17 protein-coding genes and 1 pseudogene are annotated in these 21,459 nt (G+C 41.8%); 13 read left to right on the forward strand and 5 right to left on the reverse strand.

From position 1 onward, the window contains the following. The first annotated feature begins 92 nt into the window (after positions 1–92). Both FC30_RS06155 and mmuM read left to right on the forward strand, forming a co-directional pair. A pseudogene (locus FC30_RS06155) lies at positions 93–649 on the forward strand (TMEM175 family protein). Between the two features lie 115 nt (positions 650–764). Continuing rightward, positions 765–1,694: a homocysteine S-methyltransferase gene (gene mmuM, locus FC30_RS06160; RefSeq protein ID WP_010688155.1), complete on the forward strand. Its 930-nt coding sequence runs from the start codon at positions 765–767 to the stop codon at positions 1,692–1,694. 34 nt (positions 1,695–1,728) lie between these two features. Here mmuM and FC30_RS06165 read toward each other — a convergent pair whose 3' ends face one another. Together FC30_RS06165 and FC30_RS06170 are read right to left on the reverse strand one after the other, a co-directional pair. After that, a complete protein-coding gene (locus FC30_RS06165) occupies positions 1,729–2,889 on the reverse strand; it encodes an MFS transporter (RefSeq protein WP_010688154.1) in 1,161 nt (386 codons plus the stop codon). Between the two features lie 74 nt (positions 2,890–2,963). Further along, positions 2,964–4,301, reverse strand: coding sequence for an aspartate aminotransferase family protein (locus tag FC30_RS06170; RefSeq protein ID WP_010688153.1), 1,338 nt, complete (start codon positions 4,299–4,301; stop codon positions 2,964–2,966). 452 nt (positions 4,302–4,753) lie between these two features. Here FC30_RS06170 and FC30_RS06175 point away from each other — a divergent pair, with 452 nt between their 5' ends. The 3 genes from FC30_RS06175 (at position 4,754) to FC30_RS06185 (ending at position 7,215) form a co-directional block, all read left to right on the forward strand. Beyond that, positions 4,754–5,434, forward strand: coding sequence for a putative quinol monooxygenase (locus FC30_RS06175; RefSeq protein ID WP_010688151.1), 681 nt, complete (start codon positions 4,754–4,756; stop codon positions 5,432–5,434). Between the two features lie 89 nt (positions 5,435–5,523). Next, positions 5,524–6,147 carry a GNAT family N-acetyltransferase gene (locus FC30_RS06180; RefSeq protein WP_010688150.1) on the forward strand — a complete coding sequence of 208 codons (624 nt, stop codon included), beginning with the start codon at positions 5,524–5,526 and terminating at the stop codon, positions 6,145–6,147. Between the two features lie 75 nt (positions 6,148–6,222). Beyond that, complete coding sequence (locus FC30_RS06185; protein ID WP_010688149.1) at positions 6,223–7,215, forward strand: oxidoreductase; 993 nt, start codon at positions 6,223–6,225, stop codon at positions 7,213–7,215. Positions 7,216–7,260: 45 nt separating this feature from the next. Here the strand turns inward: FC30_RS06185 and FC30_RS06190 are convergent, their stop codons facing one another. Next, positions 7,261–8,715, reverse strand: coding sequence for an APC family permease (locus tag FC30_RS06190; RefSeq protein ID WP_010688148.1), 1,455 nt, complete (start codon positions 8,713–8,715; stop codon positions 7,261–7,263). A gap of 202 nt (positions 8,716–8,917) precedes the next feature. On the opposite strand from FC30_RS06190, the gene FC30_RS06195 reads away from it, so the two are divergent. Then, entirely contained in the window at positions 8,918–11,032 is a 2,115-nt protein-coding gene (locus tag FC30_RS06195) for a putative ornithine decarboxylase (RefSeq protein WP_010688147.1), read from the forward strand. A gap of 18 nt (positions 11,033–11,050) precedes the next feature. Here the strand turns inward: FC30_RS06195 and FC30_RS06200 are convergent, their stop codons facing one another. Next, the gene (locus FC30_RS06200; RefSeq protein ID WP_010688146.1) at positions 11,051–11,536 is read right to left on the reverse strand and encodes a GNAT family N-acetyltransferase; all 486 of its coding nucleotides are present in this window, start codon (positions 11,534–11,536) and stop codon (positions 11,051–11,053) included. A gap of 312 nt (positions 11,537–11,848) precedes the next feature. On the opposite strand from FC30_RS06200, the gene FC30_RS06205 reads away from it, so the two are divergent. From FC30_RS06205 to FC30_RS06225, 5 genes are all read left to right on the forward strand, one after another. After that, the gene (locus FC30_RS06205; RefSeq protein WP_010688145.1) at positions 11,849–12,781 is read left to right on the forward strand and encodes a PLP-dependent cysteine synthase family protein; all 933 of its coding nucleotides are present in this window, start codon (positions 11,849–11,851) and stop codon (positions 12,779–12,781) included. Next, positions 12,782–13,921: a trans-sulfuration enzyme family protein gene (locus tag FC30_RS06210; protein ID WP_010688144.1), complete on the forward strand. Its 1,140-nt coding sequence runs from the start codon at positions 12,782–12,784 to the stop codon at positions 13,919–13,921. Positions 13,922–14,095: 174 nt separating this feature from the next. Then, on the forward strand, positions 14,096–14,707 hold the full coding sequence (locus FC30_RS06215; RefSeq protein WP_225361412.1) for a matrixin family metalloprotease: 612 nt from the start codon (positions 14,096–14,098) through the stop codon (positions 14,705–14,707). A gap of 53 nt (positions 14,708–14,760) precedes the next feature. Beyond that, positions 14,761–15,312 carry a GNAT family N-acetyltransferase gene (locus FC30_RS06220; RefSeq protein ID WP_010688142.1) on the forward strand — a complete coding sequence of 184 codons (552 nt, stop codon included), beginning with the start codon at positions 14,761–14,763 and terminating at the stop codon, positions 15,310–15,312. A gap of 107 nt (positions 15,313–15,419) precedes the next feature. Then, positions 15,420–17,501: a DNA topoisomerase 3 gene (locus tag FC30_RS06225; protein ID WP_010688141.1), complete on the forward strand. Its 2,082-nt coding sequence runs from the start codon at positions 15,420–15,422 to the stop codon at positions 17,499–17,501. Positions 17,502–17,564: 63 nt separating this feature from the next. On the opposite strand, the gene FC30_RS06230 is transcribed toward FC30_RS06225, so the two are convergent. Continuing rightward, positions 17,565–17,864 carry a DUF454 family protein gene (locus tag FC30_RS06230; protein ID WP_010688140.1) on the reverse strand — a complete coding sequence of 100 codons (300 nt, stop codon included), beginning with the start codon at positions 17,862–17,864 and terminating at the stop codon, positions 17,565–17,567. A 132-nt stretch (positions 17,865–17,996) separates the two neighbouring features. Between FC30_RS06230 and FC30_RS06235 the strand changes: the two genes are divergently transcribed. Then, positions 17,997–20,192: an ATP-dependent DNA helicase gene (locus FC30_RS06235; protein ID WP_056938490.1), complete on the forward strand. Its 2,196-nt coding sequence runs from the start codon at positions 17,997–17,999 to the stop codon at positions 20,190–20,192. An 84-nt stretch (positions 20,193–20,276) separates the two neighbouring features. Next, positions 20,277–21,452 carry an SAM-dependent methyltransferase gene (locus FC30_RS06240; RefSeq protein WP_010688138.1) on the forward strand — a complete coding sequence of 392 codons (1,176 nt, stop codon included), beginning with the start codon at positions 20,277–20,279 and terminating at the stop codon, positions 21,450–21,452. The last annotated feature ends 7 nt before the right edge of the window (positions 21,453–21,459 follow it).

Genomic DNA, 21,459 nt, shown 5'->3' on the forward strand with positions numbered 1-21,459 from the left:
AGTACATTACAAATGAGCATGTAGTTTTTTCTAACTTGATTTGACAATTCAGGTAATAAAAAATGTCTAGGAGGCAATATAAAATTATGGAAATGTCAAAAGAACGCCTGACTGCCTTCACTGATGCAGTATTAGCGATCATTATGACGATCTTAGTTTTAGAGTTGAATAAACCTGAAGCGATAACTTGGGCTGCCGTTTGGGATCTACGTGAGAGTTTCTTTGCCTACACTGTTTCATTTTTCTGGTTAGGAACGATGTGGGTCAATATGCACCGAGCTTGGCATAATGTTGAAAAGATCAATAATGAACTAGTATGGAACTCTTTGATCTTGTTATTCTTTTCTTCATTTTCCCCTGTACAACAAGTATCGTAGCTGATAATTTTGACAGTCCCGTTGCTCAAACGATGTATGGAATCATTGTTTTAGCTGTTACAGCTTGCAATATTTGGATGTATGTGGAACTAAAACGCATAAATAAGGGAAAATCAGTCGAGGCAGATTTTAGTATCCTAGATGGTCGTGGCATGTTTGATGTTGCAGGAAAAGTGATCGGTCTGATCTTGACTTTAACGATCTTTCCGCCTGCAATGATGTGGGAAGTCTTGATCACGGCGATCTTTATCGTTTTACCACGCTCGATCTGATCAGTAAATAAGTTGGTGGTAACACCAGCTTATTTTTTAGTTTGAGTGTAAAAACGTACATTTGAGTAAGAAGAGTGGTAATATAGGTTAAAACTTAGCAAAGGGAAGTGAGTGAATGAACGAAAAATTTACTGAAAATATCCACGTTTTAGATGGATCAATGGCGGCTGCCTTGAAAGAACAAGGAATAGATAGTACGGGTGAGCTGTGGACAGCCCAAGCGTTAAGCGACAATATCGAAGCTGTTTATGATGCGCATTACAGTTATTTAGCAGCTGGAGCCCAGATGATCTTGACCGATACGTATCAAGCTAATCTGCAAGCTTTTGAAAAAGCTGGTCATTCCAAACAGCAGGCTGAAAACTTGGTAGGGATGGCGGTATTAGTGGCTCAAAAAGCTCGAGATGACTATGAAGAACAGACCGGAAAACATGCTTTAGTGGCTGCCTCGATCGGACCATATGGAGCCTATCTTGCCGATGGCAGTGAGTATCGGGGGGATTATTTGTTGAATGATGCGCAATATCTTAATTTTCATTTGCCACGTTTGACGGCCGTACTTGCGCAAGCACCGGATTGTTTAGCTTTAGAGACCCAGCCAAAACTCTCAGAACCACTAGCTTTATTGAGATGGCTGGAAAAAAATGTGCCTCAGATGCCAGTCTACGTTTCATTTACACTCCGAGATGAAATGACACTTAGCGATGGGACCGAACTTAAGCGGGCGGTTGCAGCGATCAGTAAATTTGAGCAAGTATTTGCGATCGGTGTCAATTGTATCGTACCTGAGCTTGTGAGTGGAGCGCTTAAAGTTATGCGGCAAGCAACGACTAAAAAGCTCATCGTCTACCCTAATCTCGGAGCTCAATATGATCCTGAGACTAAGACATGGGCCAAAAGTGAGCAACAGTTAGATTTTACGCAGCTGACTGAAAAATGGTATCAAGCTGGTGCGAGCATCATTGGTGGCTGTTGCATGACGACGAGTCCCCAGATCAGTCAGATCGCAACGTACTTTGAGCAGTATCAAAAAGAGAATGTATAAAAAAACACGCGCTGAGGCGTGTTTTTTTATTAGACTAAATTTTTTTGTTTTGAGCGTAAAGGATGAAAACGAGGAAAGTGGCTAGGATCCCATAGATGGAACCGATATAGCCGATATTTCCCAGTGAAGTAACACTGACGGCTTGGGCTGCAGTCAATGAACCCAGTGAGATCCCTAGGTTAGCAAAGATCGAATTGAGCGATGATGCTAGATCAAGGGATTGGGGATATTTTTTCTCAGCGATATCTAAAAACATCAGCTGAGTTGAGGCACCATAGCTAGCAAAGCAAACGCAAAGTAGAGCGATCGTTGCTGCACCTAGCCACGGAAGCTGAATTGCTGGTCCTAAGAGCAACATCAATAGTGTCATCGTGATATAGACGTAGCGGAGTGGCTTTAAGCCACCATTATCGGCTAAATAGCCACCAAACTTATTGCCAATGATAAAGAAGATCCCCATCCCAAACAATAACCAGTTGAGCCAAGTGTTATTAAAGCCCATTTCATTAGTGAAAAGTGGACGGATATAGGTATAGATCGTATAGTCAGCGGCGCACACAGCTACGACAAAGGCGACACCTAAGAGAACTTGCTTTTCTTTGAGTAGCGCAAATTGATGTTTGAGTGTCCCTTTAAACTGAGGGGTATCTTTAGGCACGAGCCAAAGCAGTAGGCATAAGACGATAAAGGTGATCGCACTGATCATCCAAAAGCTATCGTGCCAGGAAAAAGTCGTACTGATCAAAGTTCCAAGGGGGATCCCGATGATCGAAGCTAAACTAAAACCGGCAAAGACCCAAGAAACTAGGCTAGCTCGTTTATGCCGCGGTGCAATGTAGTTGGCCATGACCAAAACGATCGAAATGATCGCCCCAGCTACACTGGCGGTCAAGATCCGCGACAATAGAAGCGAAGTAAAGTTAGTGGCTAAAGCGGTCCAAGTATTGCCGATAAAAAAGATCAAGATTAGTGCTAGTAAGACACGATGCCGTAAAAAACGATTGCCAAATGAGGTTATAAGCGGAGTGCTCAGCGCATAGACAAGTGCAAAAATGGTGACTAACAGCCCAAGTTGTGATAACCCAGTCCCAAATTCACTCGAAATGTCTGGTAAGACCCCGACGATAATATACTCATTACATCCGAGCATAAAAGCGATAAAAATAAACAAACATGCCTGTAAGCGATATTTCATGATAATTGCGGTCCTTTCGATTTAAATTGCATATATCATTTTAAACCACAAAACCGCTTTTTGGCTATTAATTTTTACCACCCTAATTCAGCCGCATTTTTAGGCAGTTGGAGTTTTCCTGCTGCTTCTTCGCTAAAGACTTGCTCTAAGATCGCAAAGGCTTGTTCTAACTGAGCTGTGGTGATCACAAGTGGTGGTTGGAAGCGTAAGATATTGCCCCGTAGACTGATCATGATCACACCTAGTTCAAAGGCACGGTGGATGATCTTGGTCGCAATCTCGGTGGAAGGCTGTTTAGTCTTAGGGTCAACGATATCGATCCCACCATTGAGGCCATACATTCTGACATCACCGATAAAATCGTATTTTGCTTGAGCTTGTTGGAAAAAGGTCGCCGCTGATCTGCCTAGTTCTGTCGAGCGACGTAAAAGCTCTTCTTTTTCGATGATTTCAATAGTAGCTAGAGCAGCTGCTGCAGTGAGGGGATTTCCTGCAGTAGTAAAAATATGAGCCGGAGCGTCCAACGCTCCCATGATCTCAGCTCGTCCGATCACTGCACTTAGTGGAAGCCCAGATGCTAGTGATTTGCCGACGCTCATGAGATCGGGTTCAAGCTCGAAATGTTGGATCGACCACCATTTACCGGTTCGTCCCATGCCCTGATTGACTTCATCGACTGCAAATAAGATCCCGTGTTCATGAGCAAATTCATAGACTTTTTGGAGATACTTTGTCGGTGCTTTGATGATCCCACCATCACCTTGGATCGGCTCGATCAAGATGCAGGCGACTTCATCAGGAGGAAGATAGGTCTCAAATGGTAACTTAAAGGCTGCAAACATTCGCTCTACAAATTGCTCTTCAGTCTCTTGCGACGCTTTTTGCCAGGGGTCGGGATAAGGTACTTTGATGATCCCGGGAAGTAAGGGACCGAGCTTGCGGGTCATGTTCAAACTGACACCCGAAGCAGTCAGAGAGCCATAGGTCGAACCGTGATAAGCTCCGGTAAAAGTCACGATGTATTGCCGCCCAGTATAGGCGCGCGCAAATTTGATGATCGCATCATTGGCATCTGAGCCAGAATTTCCCCAGGCTAACTTGACAGGCCCTGACATTGGTGCAAGTTTTGTTAATCTGGTGCTCAATTGGGCTGCGATCTGATTAGCAAAATAGGCTGGTGTGTATTGGATCAACTTTTGAGCTTGCTGGGTGATCGCTTGGACCACCGATGGATGACAGTGCCCAGTGTTGGTCGATGAGGCGGAGGCTAAGAGGTCGATATATTCTTTGCCGTCAGCATCAGTCAATAGGGCGCCGTTTCCTTGTGCGATCACGAGATCAAAGTACTTGATCCGTGATTGCGAAGCTAAACTGCGGGCTTCTTGGTGAAGTAATTCATCATTTTTTGCCATAGTAGCACCTCATTTCTTTTTCTTAAAAAAAGATTACGTGTATTATAAACCTATTAATGAAAGATTTAAAGTATATTTTTTAAGTAATTTAGGGAAATTAAGGTTGCTATAACTTAAAATTGAAAATAACTTGTGTGATATATAAGTGCCGTTTTGTTAAAGATTTTGTTATAATAAAGCAGAAAGGCTCGAATAGTAAAATTAAGAATTAGCCGTGATTTTTACAGAAAAAATTTAGAATATTAATCAAAAGGAGTGATCGGAGTGTCAAAGCCGGCAATCGATATCTTTGCCCATGTCTTGCCTCCTAAATTTTATCAGTAATTATTACAGTTAGCGCCAGAGTTGATTGTTGGGGCTGTTATGACGGTCCTCGAGGCAATTTTGACACCTAAAGAGCGCGAGCAGATCATGTATTTAAACTTTGAAAAATTAATGGCAGGTGATATGAAGTGACCAATTTGGAATATCCGCCTTTGTTTAGATTGTATGAACTTGAGATCAAACCAGAAAAGAAAGCGGAATTTTTAGCTTTAGGACAGAGAAATTTGAATTTATCGATCAAAACTGAACCGCAGACATTAGCGATGCATGCAACTCATATTGATGAAAAGGGGCTGGAGAATCTAGTTTTTGAGCTCTATCAAGATACTGCGGCACAAAAACGACATCAAGCCTCACCGCAATTTCAAAAGTACGCGACTTTTGCTAAAAATGCGATCGTCAATCGCAAGGTGATCGATCTGATCCCAGAATTATTATTGGAAAAGTTTGATTTTTTAGGTAAAGGGACGCCAGATAATGTGACGGTAAAATTAGCTAAATTACAATTAGAAAAATCCAGTGCTGCTGCCTTTAAAGCTGCCGTCTTTAGTGAAATGCACCAAGCGATCGTACTTGAACCCGGTGTTTTAGCGATGTATGCAGCAACGGTCCAGAATAAGCCGGATGAATGGATCTTTTTAGAATTCTATCAAGATAAACAAGCTTATGCCAAGCACCGGGAGACTCCACATTTTAAAGAATATATCAAAAAGACTACTGATCTAGTGGCAAAAAAAGAGCTATTAGATCTAACAGCTGATACTTTAGTCAGTCAGGGGAATTTGAGTTATGAACGTGGGGAAAATTAATATTAGAGAGACGTTATTTGCGTCTCTCTTTTGTTTTTGGCTCAAATACGCTAAAATTTAGGTGTATTTCAGTAAAGTGAGTGTGAAAAATGGAAATTGATTTAAGGCTGATGCGGGCAAGTGACTATGATGAGATCTTAAAGATGGTGATCACAACTTGGGATTATCGCTCTTGGGTCCCCAAAGACCTGGTTGAACCGATGGCAGAATACTTTTTGAGTGATCTTTTGCAAAAATCAGATTATATCGTTGTGGTAACGGTCGACGGTAAGCCTGCCGGGATCTGTGCCGGCGACGTTTTAGACTATACGAAGATCCAGCGCTTTTGTTTGCGGAAAAAGACTGCTGCTTTAGGTGCAATCTTAAAGCAGACCGAACCTGATTCGATCTTTGAAAAATATATTCAAACGATGGCATTAGATCAGGAGCTGTTACTTCAAAGTAAACGTGAATTTGAAGGGAGTCTCAATTTATTGTTGGTCAATGGAAAATATCGTGGTCTAGGTTTAGGGAAAAAATTATACAACAACTTCTGTGAATATTTACAAAAAAATGGTGTCAGATCATTCTATTTATATACAGATGATTCATCGGATTATGGCTTCTATGAACATAATGGCTTAGAAAAATTGGTGGAAAAGCGTTTTTATTGGGATGAAGGCAACGAAGAGACCGCCGAGACTTATTACCTTTATGGGCGAGACTTTAACTAAGCAAAATCTTTACAAATTTAGCTTTTATCGTTAAACTTAGGTGGATAATAATTCACAAAAGAGGGTGTAAAGCTTATGTCGATGCTGTTTTCAACAGCTAAAGTAGCGTCATTAAATCTAAAGAATCGAGTAGTGATGTCGCCCATGCGGACGTATAGTGTCCAAAAAGGTGATGGTGTCTTAAATCCGTTGCATTTTGCTCATTATGGAGCACGTGCGGTCGAGCAAGTTGGGTTAGTTATCCTTGAGATGACCGCTGTTGAACCTGAAGGGCGCACGACTGAGCACGATTTAGGCTTGTGGAACGACGAACAGGCAGAAGAGTTAAAGCGTTTGGTCGATTTTTTGCATAGTTTGGGCACAAAAGTTGGGATCGAACTCGGACATGCAGGCCGTAAAGCTAAAGCTGAGTCGGTACCAGTTGCACCGAGTCTTGTTGAAGCCTACAGTGATGATTACAATGAACCAAGAGCCTTGAATATCGCTGAGATCAAACGCATCCAAAGTGCTTTTGTAACTGCAGCTAAACGAGCTATACAGGCTGGAGTTGATCTGATCGAGCTCCAGGGAGCTGAGGGCTTTTTGATCGATGAGTTCTTTTCGCCAGTCATCAATCGGCGAGATGATGAGTATGGTGGTGAACTTGCAGGGCGTTATCGCTTCGTGCAAGAGATCATTACTCAGATCAGAGACTTTTATACGGGGCCATTGTGGGTCCGCTTGTCGTTAGATGATTATGCTAAAGAAGATGAGCAAAATAAGCTAACTGAGTGGCAAACTATCAGTCAATGGCTCGAGCGTGATGGGATCGATTGCTTGAGTATCACGACTGGTGGGCTATTTGATAAAAAGCCAGACCATATTTATGAAGGCTGGCAAGTTCCATATGCAACAGCAATGAAAAAGGCAGTCAACTTACCAATCGCAGTTCCAGGGATGCTACTTGATTCAAAGTTGTGTGAGTACATTTTAGAAACAAAACAAGCTGATCTGATCTTGGAAGCTCATGTATTTGATACAAATGCACGCTGGGTCGTTGAAGCTAAAAAAGAATTATACGAAAAATAAATATAACGGGCTAGAGATCAGTAGTAAATCTCTAGCCCGTTATGTTTATTTTTGTTTACGTTTGATCTCTAGTTTACGTAAGAATGGTAAAATAACACCCATTCCAAAGATCAAGAAGACAAAGAAGAAATTCATCATCAATTCATGCGTGAATTGCTTTGTTCCAAAGTGTGCATTTTGCGGAATGAATCCCATTGTCGCACAGACAAATGTGAATAAGAAACACCAGAAACCAACGAGCAAAGCCCCGGTACGGTTTTTGATGAAGATATAGTCTGAGCTAAATTTATCCTGTTGCCATCTAACGGCGATGAACGCAACAAAGACTAAACAGGTCTTATAAGGGGAAACGATCCCATTTAAGTTAAGCAACCAGTTATAAATGGAGTTGATATCAGGTAAAGTCCCACTCAAAAGTAAGAGGACCAAGGCGATCCCAGCGGTCAAAGTATAACTGTGGACAGGACGCCCGTTTTTGTTGGTCTTCGTGAGCCAAGTTGGCATGTATTTTTGATTGACATCGCCGGCAAAGACGCGACTGGCAGCATCGATCAAGACTGCAAGCTGAGCTAACATGAAAAATGATTGGACAACAGCAAAGACATACATCAAACTATTGTCCCAGCCTAATTGTTGGCTTAAAAGTTTGAAAGCGTAATAAGGACCGTTCATCTTGAAGTCGTTAGGGATATTATTGGCATCAAAGAAGACTGCCAAAGCTAGCGTTCCAAAGATCGTCAACGCCCCAGTCATCAAGGCGAGCATCCACATAGAGCGTGGGAAATCACGTTTAGGATTTTTCATGCGACTGATGTAAGGTGCTGCAAGTTCAGCCCCAGACATCGCAAAGATCAACAAACCGGTCGTTGAAAAATAGTGCAAACTGAAATTAGGTTTGAATGCCGACCAATCAAATGGTTGTGTTGCGATATGTGCTCCATGTGTCAAGGCATAACCTGTCATTAAAACAAAGAGCATTGACATGATAAACATTGCGCCCCCACCGATCAAGGATAAGATCTCTAAGGCGTTTTTGAAAATATTTTCCAAAAGAATGAAAGCTAAAATGATAACAAATGTCAGTAAGCCAAAAGTAAAGGTGGACATGTGACTGCTCAATGTAGCATCACCCAAGATGATCCAACTAAAGGATACGATGATTGAGTTAGAGACATCGACTAAGTATGGGATAGTTTGGACCCAATACATCCAGGAAGTAGCGTAACCAAAGAGATCACTGCCAGTCCCACGTCTGATCCACGAAGCAAGTCCACCTGCTTGTTGGTCGAAGGTCAAACCTAATTGGCTGACGATCAATTCGTAGGGAATGACATAGACAAACAACATGAAGATCCAAGAAATAACTACCGATAGCCCTTGATTTTGAAAAGGATAAAAGATATTTTCAAAACTGATGATCGTAACAAAATCAAGTAAAGTTAAGACGAGCCAGGGGGTATATTTCTTTTGGTTGAGTGAGTTTTGGTTTAAAGTATTCAATTTTATCTCCTTTAATTAATGCAAAATTTGAGTTTATTTTGCATTAACACCGGGATGCTTATTCGAATGCACGCGAATTTCTCCTTTATGAAAATAATTACTTTTTCCATTTTAAAGAATCCTTTATGAAATTACTACCATAAATTTGTTTTTTCTTATGAAAAAATATAAAATTGTTTTGAAAAAGTGAGTAGGTGAAAAAATGAAGAAATATCTAAAGATAGCTACTCCCGCCAAGTTGCAGGCAGACGTAGCTAAGAAGTGGCCAACTGTAGAATTGACACCTGAAGTATCTGGCGCTAAATTAGCCGCACTAGTGATCGAAGCAGGTGATCTCAAACAACGTGCGCTCGCTGAATTGATCTGTCAGCGTTCTGGGCTAAAAATACCGCTGATCGAAGTCACGGCGGAAAATATCGATGCCGATATGAAAAGAGTGTTGGAATCAGCCACGGCTTATGAAAAAGAAAATGTGCCCACCTTTTTATTAGATCTGATCAATTTTGCCGATGAAAAAGCAGTCAGCTTTACCACACCGGGACACCATAATGGAAATTTTTACACGCGGCATCCAGCTGGTGAAGTCTTTAAAAACTTTTTCGGCGATAATTTTTTATATGCTGACGTCAGTGACACGATCCCTGAATTGGGCGATACCTTGACCCATGGTGGAACGCCGTTGACAGCTGAAAAACAGGCGGCTAAAGCTTTTAACGCCGATAAAGTATATTTTTGTACAAATGGGACTACTAGTTCAAATACGATCTGTGCGACCGCTGCATTGACCGAGGGCGATCTCGTGCTCTTTGATCGAAATAACCATAAATCGCTCTACAACAGTGCCCTAGTGATGACAGGGGCTAAACCGGTCTATTTAAAGACTGATCGTGATCCTTTAGGGTTGATCGGTCCTTTGGTAGGTGAAGAGTTAGATGAAAAAAAGATCCGCCAACAGATCGCATTGGTCGATCCTAAAAAAGCCAAAGCTAAACGGCCTTTTAGACTAGCGGTCTTACAACTGGAAACATATGATGGCGTCTTTTATGATGCACGGTATCTCATTAAAAAGCTCGGACCACTGTGTGACTATATTCTATTTGATTGTGCTTGGGGCGGTTATGAACAATTTGTCGATCTGATGAAAGAATTATCTCCGCTGAGTTTGGAATACGGTCCAGCTGATCCAGGGATCTTAGTGACCCAATCTGTGCATAAACAGCAAGCTGGGGTAGCCCAAACTTCTCAGATCTTGAAAAAAGATGCACACTTAAAAGGGCAAAAACGTTATATCGATCATAAACACTTCAATAATGCCTACCTTAAATACGTTACAACGAGTTACTCTTATCCGATCTATGCGTCTTTAGCAGTCAATGCAGCGATGGCAGCTAGTTCGGCTAATCATGCGTGGTGGGAAGAAACACTGGTCAAAGGGATCGAATTTAGAAAGACATTGTTGCGTCAAAGCAAGCTGTTTAAACCACTCGTTCCCACAAAGATAAACGGTATTTCCTGGGAAAATATCCCGACTGAAAAGCTAGCGGCTGACCTAAGCTTATGGCAACTTGATCCTAAAGATACCTGGCATGGCTTTAGTAAAGTTGCTTTAGGAGAAGCGATCATCAGTCCTTTGAAGTTGACGATCACCTCTCCGGGAGTCGAGCTAAAGACAGGTAAATATACTGAAACGGGGATCCCGAGCCCATTAGTCGGCGAATTTTTATTGGAAAAACGGATCATTCCGGGTAAAGCCGATCTTTATTCAACACTTTTCTTTTTGACTCCCGGTGAAGATGAGCTCAGTTTACAGACATTGCTGACGGCACTATTAGAATTTGAACGACTCTATTTGACAGATGCCCCGTTAGAAAAAGCTCTCCCCCGTTTTTATCGGCAAAATAAAGAACGTTATGCTGGCTATACTTTAAGACAGTTATGTCAAGAAATGCATGAGTATTTTAAAGAACAAGAGATATACCATTTACAACAAGCCTTATTTATCAAACCAGAGCTGCAAGCCTATAGTTGTTTACCACGCACGGCAGATCTTGCGTTTATGCGGGGACAAGGCAAGTTGGTCCCACTCGATGAGATCGAAGGTAAAGTCGCACTTGAAGGGGCCTTGCCCTATCCGCCTGGAGTCTTTATCGTCGCACCGGGTGAAAGATGGCAAGCACTAGATGCTGAATATTTCAAGGTACTGCTTGGGGCAATGGAAAATTTCCCGGGTTTTGAACCGGAGATCCAAGGTATCTATCTTGAATGGGATGACAGTGGACATCTAAGTGCAGCGGGCTATGTTTTAGATGATATTTAGATAGCAAAAAAGCGCCTTTTACGGGCGCTTTTTTTGATAGGCAAGGCGTGGAGTGTTGTCATCAGTCAGGATGATCCCACAATAAGTAAAGCCATTTTTTTCGATCAGGTGTTGCATGCGTTTATTGTTTTGATGAGTGTCGATCCGGATATTTGGTTCGAGCTGTTCACAAAAAGCTAATGCCTTATTAAAGACACCTTTGACTTTCCCGTTGCCGGCAATACGATGGATCGTACCATAGGGCTGGTCGTTTAGCCAAGACCCTTCTATTTGCTGATAAGTTGGGTCTTCACCTAGAATAAAGGCAAAAACGCCACCGATGTTTCCTGCTTCTTCAATGACATAGAGGTGTTTAGCAGCAATATCAGCTTCTAAGAGCTCCAATGCTGGATGACTTTTGCCCCATTGATCTGGATTGTTGTCTTTTGCCATCTGAGTACGAGCAAATGCATAGATCGCACTGATCGCGGGTAAATCTGCGGTAGTGGCTAAGCGGATCGTCAAATTTATTCCTCCTCGTTAAAATATTTAGCTTAATTCTAGCAAAGAAAAATTTTTTTGCAAGAGAGATTGCATTTACGAAAAGTGAGTGTTATTGTATTGATAACGATTTGAAAAGAGGAATTACGATGAAGACTTTAGTTATCAACAATATGGCTCATACATGTTGTCCTTCTTCGCGCCAGCTAGCGAAGAAGGTTCATTTGCGTTGAGTTTTTTAACGTAACTAGGAGGCTTCTTCAACGTAAGAGGGCGCAGACTTTTTAAAGTTTGCGCCCTTTTTTTCTACTCAGATCGCAGAAAGAAGGGAAGAACATGATATATCAAGACGTATCACAGCTGATCGGTCAGACACCGTTGATAAAACTTGCAGTCAAAACGCCAAATAATGTATCGATCTATGCCAAGTTAGAGATGTTTAATCCAGGTGGCAGTATTAAAGATCGTTTAGGCGAGTATCTCATGGATGATGCGCAGGCAAAAGGCTTGTTGACAGCAGAAACGACGATCATTGAACCTACAGCGGGCAATACTGGGATCGGTCTAGCTTTAGCAGCACAAAAACGTGGCTTAAAAACGATCTTAGTCGTGCCCGAGAAATTTAGCCAGGAAAAACAGATCTTGATGCGTGCCTTAGGTGCAAAAATAGTACATACGCCAAGTGAATTAGGGATCAAAGGTGCGATCGCCCAAGCTAAGAAATTAGCTGCCCAGATCACGGATAGCTACTTGCCGCTACAATTTGAAAATTCGGCCAATCCAGCTGCATATGCGACTAGTCTGGCGCCAGAGATCATTGCTGAATTTGAAAAAAATAAGTTGAGTTTAGCTGCTTTTGTAGCTGGGGCTGGCAGTGGCGGGACTTTTGCTGGGACCACGCAAGCTTTAAAGCAAAAATTTCCTGGGTTAACAGCTGCCGTGGTTGAACCAGAGGGCTCGATCCTAAATGGTGGTGCGCCCCATAGTCATTTGACGGAAGGGATCGGGGTTGAATTTATACCGCCCTTTTTCGCTCAAACTAAGCCCGATGCGATCTATACGATAGGTGATCGTGAGGCGTCTGCGCAAGTCAAGCAACTGGCACTGACAAATGGTTTGTTTGTCGGAAGTTCGAGCGGAGCGGCGTCGGCAGCTAGCTTGAAATTAGCACAAAAGCTGCCCCAAAACAGTAATATCGTCACGATTTTTCCCGATAGTTCAGAACGTTATTTAAGTAAACATATTTATCGATTTGAGGAGGAGATTTAAATGAAATTTGATTCAAAGTTGATCCACGGTGGTATCAGTAATGATAAGACAACAGGTGCAGTAAGTGTACCGATCTATCAGGTCTCGACCTATAAGCAAGCCGAGTTGGGGGGGACACTAGCGTATGAATATTCCCGAACTGGTAATCCAACGCGCCATGCACTTGAACAATTGATCGCAGAGCTAGAAAATGGGAAGCGCGGGCTAGCCTTTGCTTCGGGTTCGGCAGCGATCCATACCGTGTTTAATTTATTTTCTAAGGGTGATCATGTTGTCGTAGGAAATGATGTATATGGCGGAACTTTTCGGCTGTTGAATACAGTTTTAAATCGTCTTGGTCTGGAATTTACCGCAGTCGATACCCGTGATTTAAAAGCGGTCAAACAAGCGATCCAGCCGAATACAAAGGCGCTGTATTTAGAGACCCCAACTAATCCCTTGTTACATGTCTCTGATCTGAGTTCATTATCTGACTTAGCCCATGTTAACGATCTCTTGGTGATCGTGGATAATACTTTTGCGACTCCGTATTTGCAACAGCCGTTAGATCTAGGCGCTGATATCGTGGTCCACAGTGCTTCAAAATATCTCGGGGGACATAGCGACCTTGTGGCAGGCTTAGCGGTCACTAAGAGCCAAGCACTCGGGGATCAATTAGCTTACTTACAAAATGCGATCGGGGCTATTTTAGGTCCACAAGATAGTTGGTTACTACAACGGGGGATCAAGACATTAGCGGTCCGGATGCGTGCGCATAATGAAAATACGCGAGCTATCTTTGAATTTTTGCAAAAGCATGAAAAAGTTGCTAAGATCTACTACCCTGGTGATCCAAGTGCGCCAGAGCATGAACTTGCTAAAAAGCAAATGCGTGATTTTGGGGGGATGATCTCATTTGAGTTGATAGCTGGGGCCGATGTAAAAGCCTTTATCGAATACCTGCGCTTGATCACGTTAGCCGAAAGTTTAGGCTCAGTGGAAAGTTTGATCGAAGTACCTGCGATCATGACACATGGAGCTATCCCACGTGAGATCCGGCTAAAAGATGGGATCAGCGATGAATTGATCCGACTATCAGTGGGGATCGAAGCTAAAGAAGATCTGCTACAAGATCTAGAGCAAGCTTTGGAACAAGCATAGGTAAACTTAAAGAATTCTTTAAAAGTTTTAAGCCGAAAGTTGTGTACAATTAGTAAGTACAGGGAGCAAAAAATAATTGCGAGGTGACGCAAAATCAGATTTTTACGTTTCATTTGGAATCTATTTTTGACCCTTTTTATCACTGCTAGCTTAAGTTTAGGCTTGTTGTGGTTTATGACTAGTCCTTACGCTCTCCCAGTTGTGCGTGAGATACAGACTTTGGTAACTAAGATCGTTCCCGATCAAGGAAAGCTGCTGAATGTCAAAACTGAAAGCATATCCCCAAGTGATCCAACGGCGCAAAGTTATTCTGAGGATACCAATGCGCAGGCGGCAAATGGCGCACGTTGGAGCAAAAACACAGCGACTGTTTATCTTGAAGCAAGTGATGAACGCTTCCGCACCGCCTATTTAAGGGCAATCGAAAATTGGAACCAAACTGGGGCTTTTAACTTTGATTTGACTGATGATAAAAAACGAGCCCAGATCATTTTAAAACAACAAAATGATGCCAATACCAGTGCAGCTGGGGTGACGCATACCATGATAAATCAATTGACGAATCGTCTGACCAGTGCAGATGTCTATCTCAATTCCTATTATTTATTAAATGCGCAGTATGGTTATTCCCAATTACGGATAACTAATACCGCAGAACATGAATTAGGGCATGCGATCGGTTTGGCGCATGATGATGAAAATGTCTCAGTGATGCAGTCGGCTGGATCGTATTATTCGATCCAACCTAAAGATATCGAAGCTGTAAAAGCTCTCTATCAAGGCTAGAGTTATTAGGAGAGGTCTGCTATAGTTGAGAAGTAGCAATGAGGAGGATATTTATGACTTTGAAATTAGTTACAGCAACTCCAGCTGATCTACCTAAGATAAAGGAATTGTATTTGAGTGCTTTTCCAGCCGTAGAACGGATCCCATTTTGGCTGTTAAAAAAGCGCACTAAGACTGAGATAGCCGAATTTTGTAGTCTCTATGACGATGATAACTGGGTCGGTTTTATCTATACGGTCAAAAATGCCGAACTAGTCTATGTGTTCTTTTTGGCGATCAAAGCGACTGAACGCTCTAAGGGGTATGGCAGTGGTTTGATGAAGCTGATAAAAGAGCGTTATCAAGGGCAAGTGATCGGCTTAAGTGCTGAAAGGCCTGATGAAGCTGAGGCTAACAACCACGAGCGTTTACGCCGTTTAAAATTTTATGCTAAAAATGAGTTTTTACCGACTGATTTTTATACAGCTGAAAAAGGTGGCGTGGAGTTTGAATTCTTGACCCAAAATGGACAAAAGATCAGACCCCAAGCTTATCCAGAGTTAATGGCACAATGCCTAGGACTGTGGCAAAAATTCTTATTACCGATCAAAGTAGTTAAAGATTAGTCAGAAAAGTGGTTCATTTGAGCCACTTTTTTCATTGGCCTGAAAAATTTGCAAAAAAGTAGATTAAATTAGATAATAAAAATTATCAAACTTAAAGGAAGAAAAATATGAAACGATTAGTGTTGGCAGAAAAACCAAGTGTTGCCCGTGATCTGAGCAAGATCTTGGGCGCAGACCAAAAGCACAAGAATTATTATGAAGGTAAAAATTATGTTGTTACTTGGGCGCTTGGTCACTTGTTGACTTTGAAGATGCCGGAAGATTTAAAAAATGAATGGCAAACTTGGCAAATGGAAACTTTGCCAATGATCCCTAAGTATATCGGGACCAAGCCATTACCTAAAACGCGAGCCCAATTAAAAGCGATCGCTAACTTAGCTAAACGAAAAGATATCTCAGAAGCGATCATCGCTACCGATGCTGGGCGTGAGGGTGAGTTAGTGGCGCGCTGGATCTTGGAATATATTCGTTTCAATAAGCCAGTCAAGCGTTTATGGATATCTTCACAAACTAATAAAGCGATCAAAGAAGGCTTTGCTTCACTAAAGCCAGCTAAAGCTTACGATGATCTTTATTATTCGGCCTTGGCCCGGGCTAAAGCTGATTGGCTGATCGGGTTGAATGTGACGCGTGCTTTAACGGTCAAGTACCAGGATAATTTATCGGCGGGGCGGGTCCAAACGCCAACTTTAGCTTTAGTGGCTAAGCAAGAAGAGAAGATCAGCAAATTTATCCCACAAAAATATTTTACGATCAGTCTTGAAGTTGCCGGTCAAAGAGCAACACGGGTCCAAAAAGATCCGCATGCATTAAAGGAGCGCAAAGAAGCAGATGAACTCGTCAAAAAGATGAGTTCTCAAAATGGTAAAGTCGAACAGATCACGGCTAAAGATAAGACGATCCCTGCACCTTTACCATACGATCTAACAGAATTACAGCGCGTTGCCAACGAAAAGTACGGCTATTCCGCTAAAAAGACCTTGTCATTAGTCCAAAGTTTATATGAAGTGCATAAGATCGTATCTTATCCTCGGACTGATAGTAAATATCTATCTAATGACTTAAAGGCGACATTAAAAGATCGATTACATGCGATCGCAGGGCTATTTCCGGAAGCTAAACAATATGCGGTCAAGGGCGCAAAAGTCGTTCAAAATAAAGCTTTTAACGACGCTAAGGTGACAGACCACCATGCCTTGATCCCAACGGAACAGTTACCACAGTATAATAAGCTCAGCAGTGATGAACATCGGATCTATACTTTGATCGCCGAAAGATTTATAGGTTTATTTGCAGCACCTCACAAAGAACGCCAAGAAAAGATCGTATTTGCTTTTGGTAAGGAACGCTTTAAACTGACCCAAACAAAAGTCATTGAAGCTGGCTGGAAAAAGAACACGACACCAGAAAAGGCAGCTGCTAAGTTTAGCGAAGGTATGCAAGTTGCGCCACATTTCACGGTCAAAGAAGCCTTAACGACCCCACCTAAGCCTTTGAGTGAAGGTTCACTGCTAACTCAAATGGAGCGCTATAGTTTAGGGACACCGGCAACACGAGCTGAGATCATCGAAAAATTAGTCAAATCGGAACTGATGGAGCGGACTAACAACAGTTTACGAGTGACTAAAAAAGGCCAACAATTGCTGGAATTAGTCAATGAAGAGCTCGTTAGCCCACAATTGACTGAAAAGTGGGAACAACAACTCGAACAGATCGCTAAGGGAAATTATGATGGCAAAAAATTCTTACGCGAGATCGAAGCTGATACTAAACGTTTGGTTCGTGAAGTGAAGAACAGTCAACAAAAATATCAGGACTTTTCATTGACCAAGAAAAAATGTCCTAAATGTGGTGCCTTTTTGAAGGAAAAGAAGGTCTGGGACGGTAAATTGCTGGTCTGCACCAGTGAAAATTGTGATTACAAGCGCCGAGCTGAGGCAAAAGTCTCCAATCATCGCTGCCCAGTCTGTCATAAGAAAATGTTGATCATCAGTGGCAAGAACGGTGATTATTTCAGATGTAAATATGATGGGACGACTGAAAAATTAACTGGGGGCAAAAAGAAGAACAAGAAGATGACCAAACACGAAGAAAGACGGCTGCTAAAGAAGATCAATCAAGATGATGAACCACAAGAAAGTGCACTAGCTCAAGCTCTAAAAGCTGCGTTAGGTGACAATAACGCTTAAAATAAATAACGCCCATAAGTAACGCAAACTGCAAGAGTCGACGTTGCTTGTGGGCGTTAATCATTAATTTTTCGCGAGTAATAAGAATTTTAGCCAAAGGACTTGATACCAAGTTTGCTTGATATGTTCTGATCTAGCCTCGGCTTCAGCTATTTTTTCGTCCAGAAATTTTTGGAGTTTACGGTAGATCTTAGTATTCACCATCCAGTTGTGGAAGCGCGGTGAAAACTTAGAGAGGCTGAAAAAGCCTAAAATAAAGAAGGGCACTTGGGGGACAACTGGAAGTAAGATTCCGATCACTCCAAAGATAAAACTGATGATCGCAAGAAGCAACCATAAAAAGCGTTTAATGTGTTTGAACATCGAATCCATCCTTTCTTAGCTGTGTGCAATGTATTCCCTTTCTTGACTGTTTAGAAAAGCATAACACAGAATTTTTTATTTGTCTGTAAAAGTAATATAAATTTTTATTAAGACTTTGAAGGTGGTGATAAGATGCTTAAGAAAACAATAAAAAAAACATACCAAGTAGCATGTGAAGCAATGCGCCAAAAGCAATACCAAAAGGCGCGCTTTTATTTTGATGAGGTCCGGCAAAGTGAACCGACATATCGTTCGGTCAACTACTTTTTAGCTAAATGTGCATTTGTGCTCAATGAAGCTGAGGAAAATATTTATCCCTTAGTCAAAGCCCATTTAGCCACAGAGACAACTAAAAATCGTGAGGCAGCTTATCAGTTAGCGTTAAAAACAGCAGTCAAGTTCAAAAATGAGACCCAGTTAGCTGAATTTTTAGAGCAAGCAAAAATCGATGCGGTCACCAAACTGGAGCCTTTTGCTGAAATCTTGACTAAGTGGACCGGCAAAGCCCCCACGCATATGCGCTTTAAATTTATTCAGTTTGCTAAAAATAAGACCCCGATCGCTAAAACTTCTCATCCCAAATATCGGGCGTATAAATTTTTTATCAACGGGATGAGTGAGCTCCAAAAACAACGCTTTGCGGCTGGGAAATGGCAAGAATTAGCGGTCACGAAGCCTAAATTCCTAGAGTTCAAAGGCTACATGTCGTGTTCGATCAGGGATGAACGGACGTATTATCGTAAATATCTACCGAAGTTTCCCGATCTTTTTTTGCGTTCGGTTTTCAATGATCATCTGGAAGAAGACGAGTTCTTCAAGTCAAAATGGGAACGATCCCGCGTATTTTCACTCTTACAGATCCCAGCTTTTGACCGGCCTAAGATCACTGAATTACTGGAGTTAAATGATCTTTTGGATGAAACAGCTGACCGGCATTTAAAAGGGTGCGATGATCTCGTCTATTTAAAGCAGGTAGGTGAAGTCTTGCCCGAAAGTCAAGCGGCTGACCTTTCAGAATTAAATTTGCTCAAGGAATTTGGCTATTTATGCAAGCAGAATTGTGGTCATACGCTACATTTAGTGGATAAATGCCAATATGAACGTAACTTTAGTCAGTTATTGGGCCAGCACTCGCGGCGTAAATTACCCTTAGTTCATCCGCCTAAAACTTATCGTCCGACTAAAGAGCAATTTGCTTTCTTAAAGTGGCTCGCGCAAAATAAGCACGTCATCATCAATTTACTAGGTGTTGGGGGTTCGGGAAAAACTTACACTTTGGGCCAGATCCTTGATCCTAAAAAGACTTTAGCCTTAGCCCCGACACATAAGGCACGGCTGAATTTAGCGCAACACGGTTTCTTTAACAATGATACTTTGCAGCATGTGATCTATGAGATCGAAAATGGTAATGAAGAACTGGTGAATGATTATGAAGTGATCATTATCGATGAGGTATCAATGGCGCCTCTGGAATTACTAGCTAAATTGACCCAGACTTTTAGTACGAAAGTCCGTTATCTGTTGGTCGGAGATGAAAAACAGTTACCGCCAGTCTCACAAGACGAAGACGCATTGAGTGTTTGTGGTGATCCCATGGACTTGATAAAAGCTAGGGGAGCATGCTTTTATTTTAGAGCTAATCTGCGCTGTAAAGATAAAGCCACGGGTGAGTTGATCGCTGCTTGTCGGGCTGGCGACATCAGGTATTTAGCCCGCAGTCAGGCATTTAAGACGGCAACTGGTAAAGAAATGGTCTTAGCCAAATATCAACACGAAGCTTTGGAAGAGTGTATGATCTTGGCTTATCGCAATAAGACGGTTGGTTTGATCAATCAGCAATTTTACCGCATTTTATCAAAGGGTAAGCAAAAAGTTGTGCCATTTTACTTTCAAAATGGGCTTGGTCGGGGTGGCTTTTTTATCGGGGCAAAAGTCGTTTTCTATCATAACGATGACAGTTTTCAAAATTACGGCTACACGAATAGTGAATTTGGTGAGGTCATAGGACTTGAGCTCAAAAATGATGATGAAGATAGTACGGTAACAGTCCAAACTGAAGTCGGAAAGTATAAGTTGCCCCTGTATCGGGCTAAAAAAGATCTTCTCTTAGCGTACGCCTTAACGATCCACAAAGCTCAAGGTAGTGGATCTAAGCGAGTCTACGTCCTAGAACCAGAAGATCAGGGTCTGGCGTATACAGCGGTCTCACGGGCTAAGCAGGAATTGTTTTTTGTTGGGGTCACACGAACGCAACTCTTGGAAGGAGTGCAGACAGAGACTCCGAAAAAGAAAAACTTGCTAAATTTTATGGATGATAAAAATAAATAGATCTATTTGCTTACAATTTAGTAAAGACTAGTGCTAGAATGTACTTGTTACTATATTTATTTTTAGAAGGGCGGCGGAATTTAGATGTTTAATAATTTCTTGTTAAAAAAAGTGCTCGAACATTCATTCAATATTCCAGTACAAGTGACTTATGCCAATGGTAAGACAGAACGGTACGGAGATGGTGAACCGCAAGTAAAAATAACCTTCCACCGAGATTTTTCGATGCGAGAGTTAGTTCATAATGCTTCATTGACTTTAGGTGAAGCATATATGGATAAAGAGATTGAAATCGAAGGCTCGATCCAAGACTTGATAACCTCAGCCTATGAATCAGCTGATAGCTTTTTGAACAATAATAAGCTCAAACACTTTTTACCCAAACAATCACATACTGAGCGAAAAAGTAAGTCAGATGTGCAAAGCCATTACGATATCGGTAATGATTTTTATCGTTTGTGGCTCGATAAGACACTGACCTATTCGTGTGCCTATTTCAAGCGACCACAAGATACGCTGGAAGAAGCGCAACTAAATAAAGTGCATCATATCATCAATAAGTTAGACCCTAAACCCGGGAAAACTTTGCTTGATATCGGTTGCGGGTGGGGCACTTTGATGCTGACTGCTTGCAAAGAATACGATCTAAATGTTGTTGGGATCACGTTGAGTAAGGAACAATACGATCTAGTTAACGAACGGATCAAAGCTGAAGGCCTCGAAGATCGGGCTAAAGTCATTTTGGAAGACTACCGTGAGCTCAAACATGAACCATTTGACTATATCACTAGTGTAGGGATGTTTGAACATGTCGGTAAGGAAAATCTAGGTGAATATTTCCAAAAGATCTCCGAATATTTAAAGCCAAACGGCGCAGCTTTGATCCACGGGATCACACGGCAACAGGGTGGTGCAGTCAATGCGTGGATCGATAAATATATCTTCCCAGGTGGTTATGTCCCTGGTTTGACTGAAAATATCGAACATATCATTGATGCAGGGATGCAAGTGGCTGATATTGAAACTTTGCGGCGTCATTACCAAAAGACTTTGGAATTATGGGATCAAAATTTCCGCCGGGCACTACCTGAGATCAAAAAAATCGAAGATGAACGTTTTATTCGCATGTGGGATCTGTATCTGCAAGCTTGTGCAGCTTCATTTGAATCGGGCAACATCGATGTGATCCAGTACTTGATCTCGAAAGGACCAAGTGGTAGCAATTTACCAATGACACGTGAATATATGTATCAAGCATAAAAAATAG

This window comes from Ligilactobacillus animalis KCTC 3501 = DSM 20602, from assembly GCF_001434535.1.
Lineage (GTDB): Bacteria > Bacillota > Bacilli > Lactobacillales > Lactobacillaceae > Ligilactobacillus > Ligilactobacillus animalis.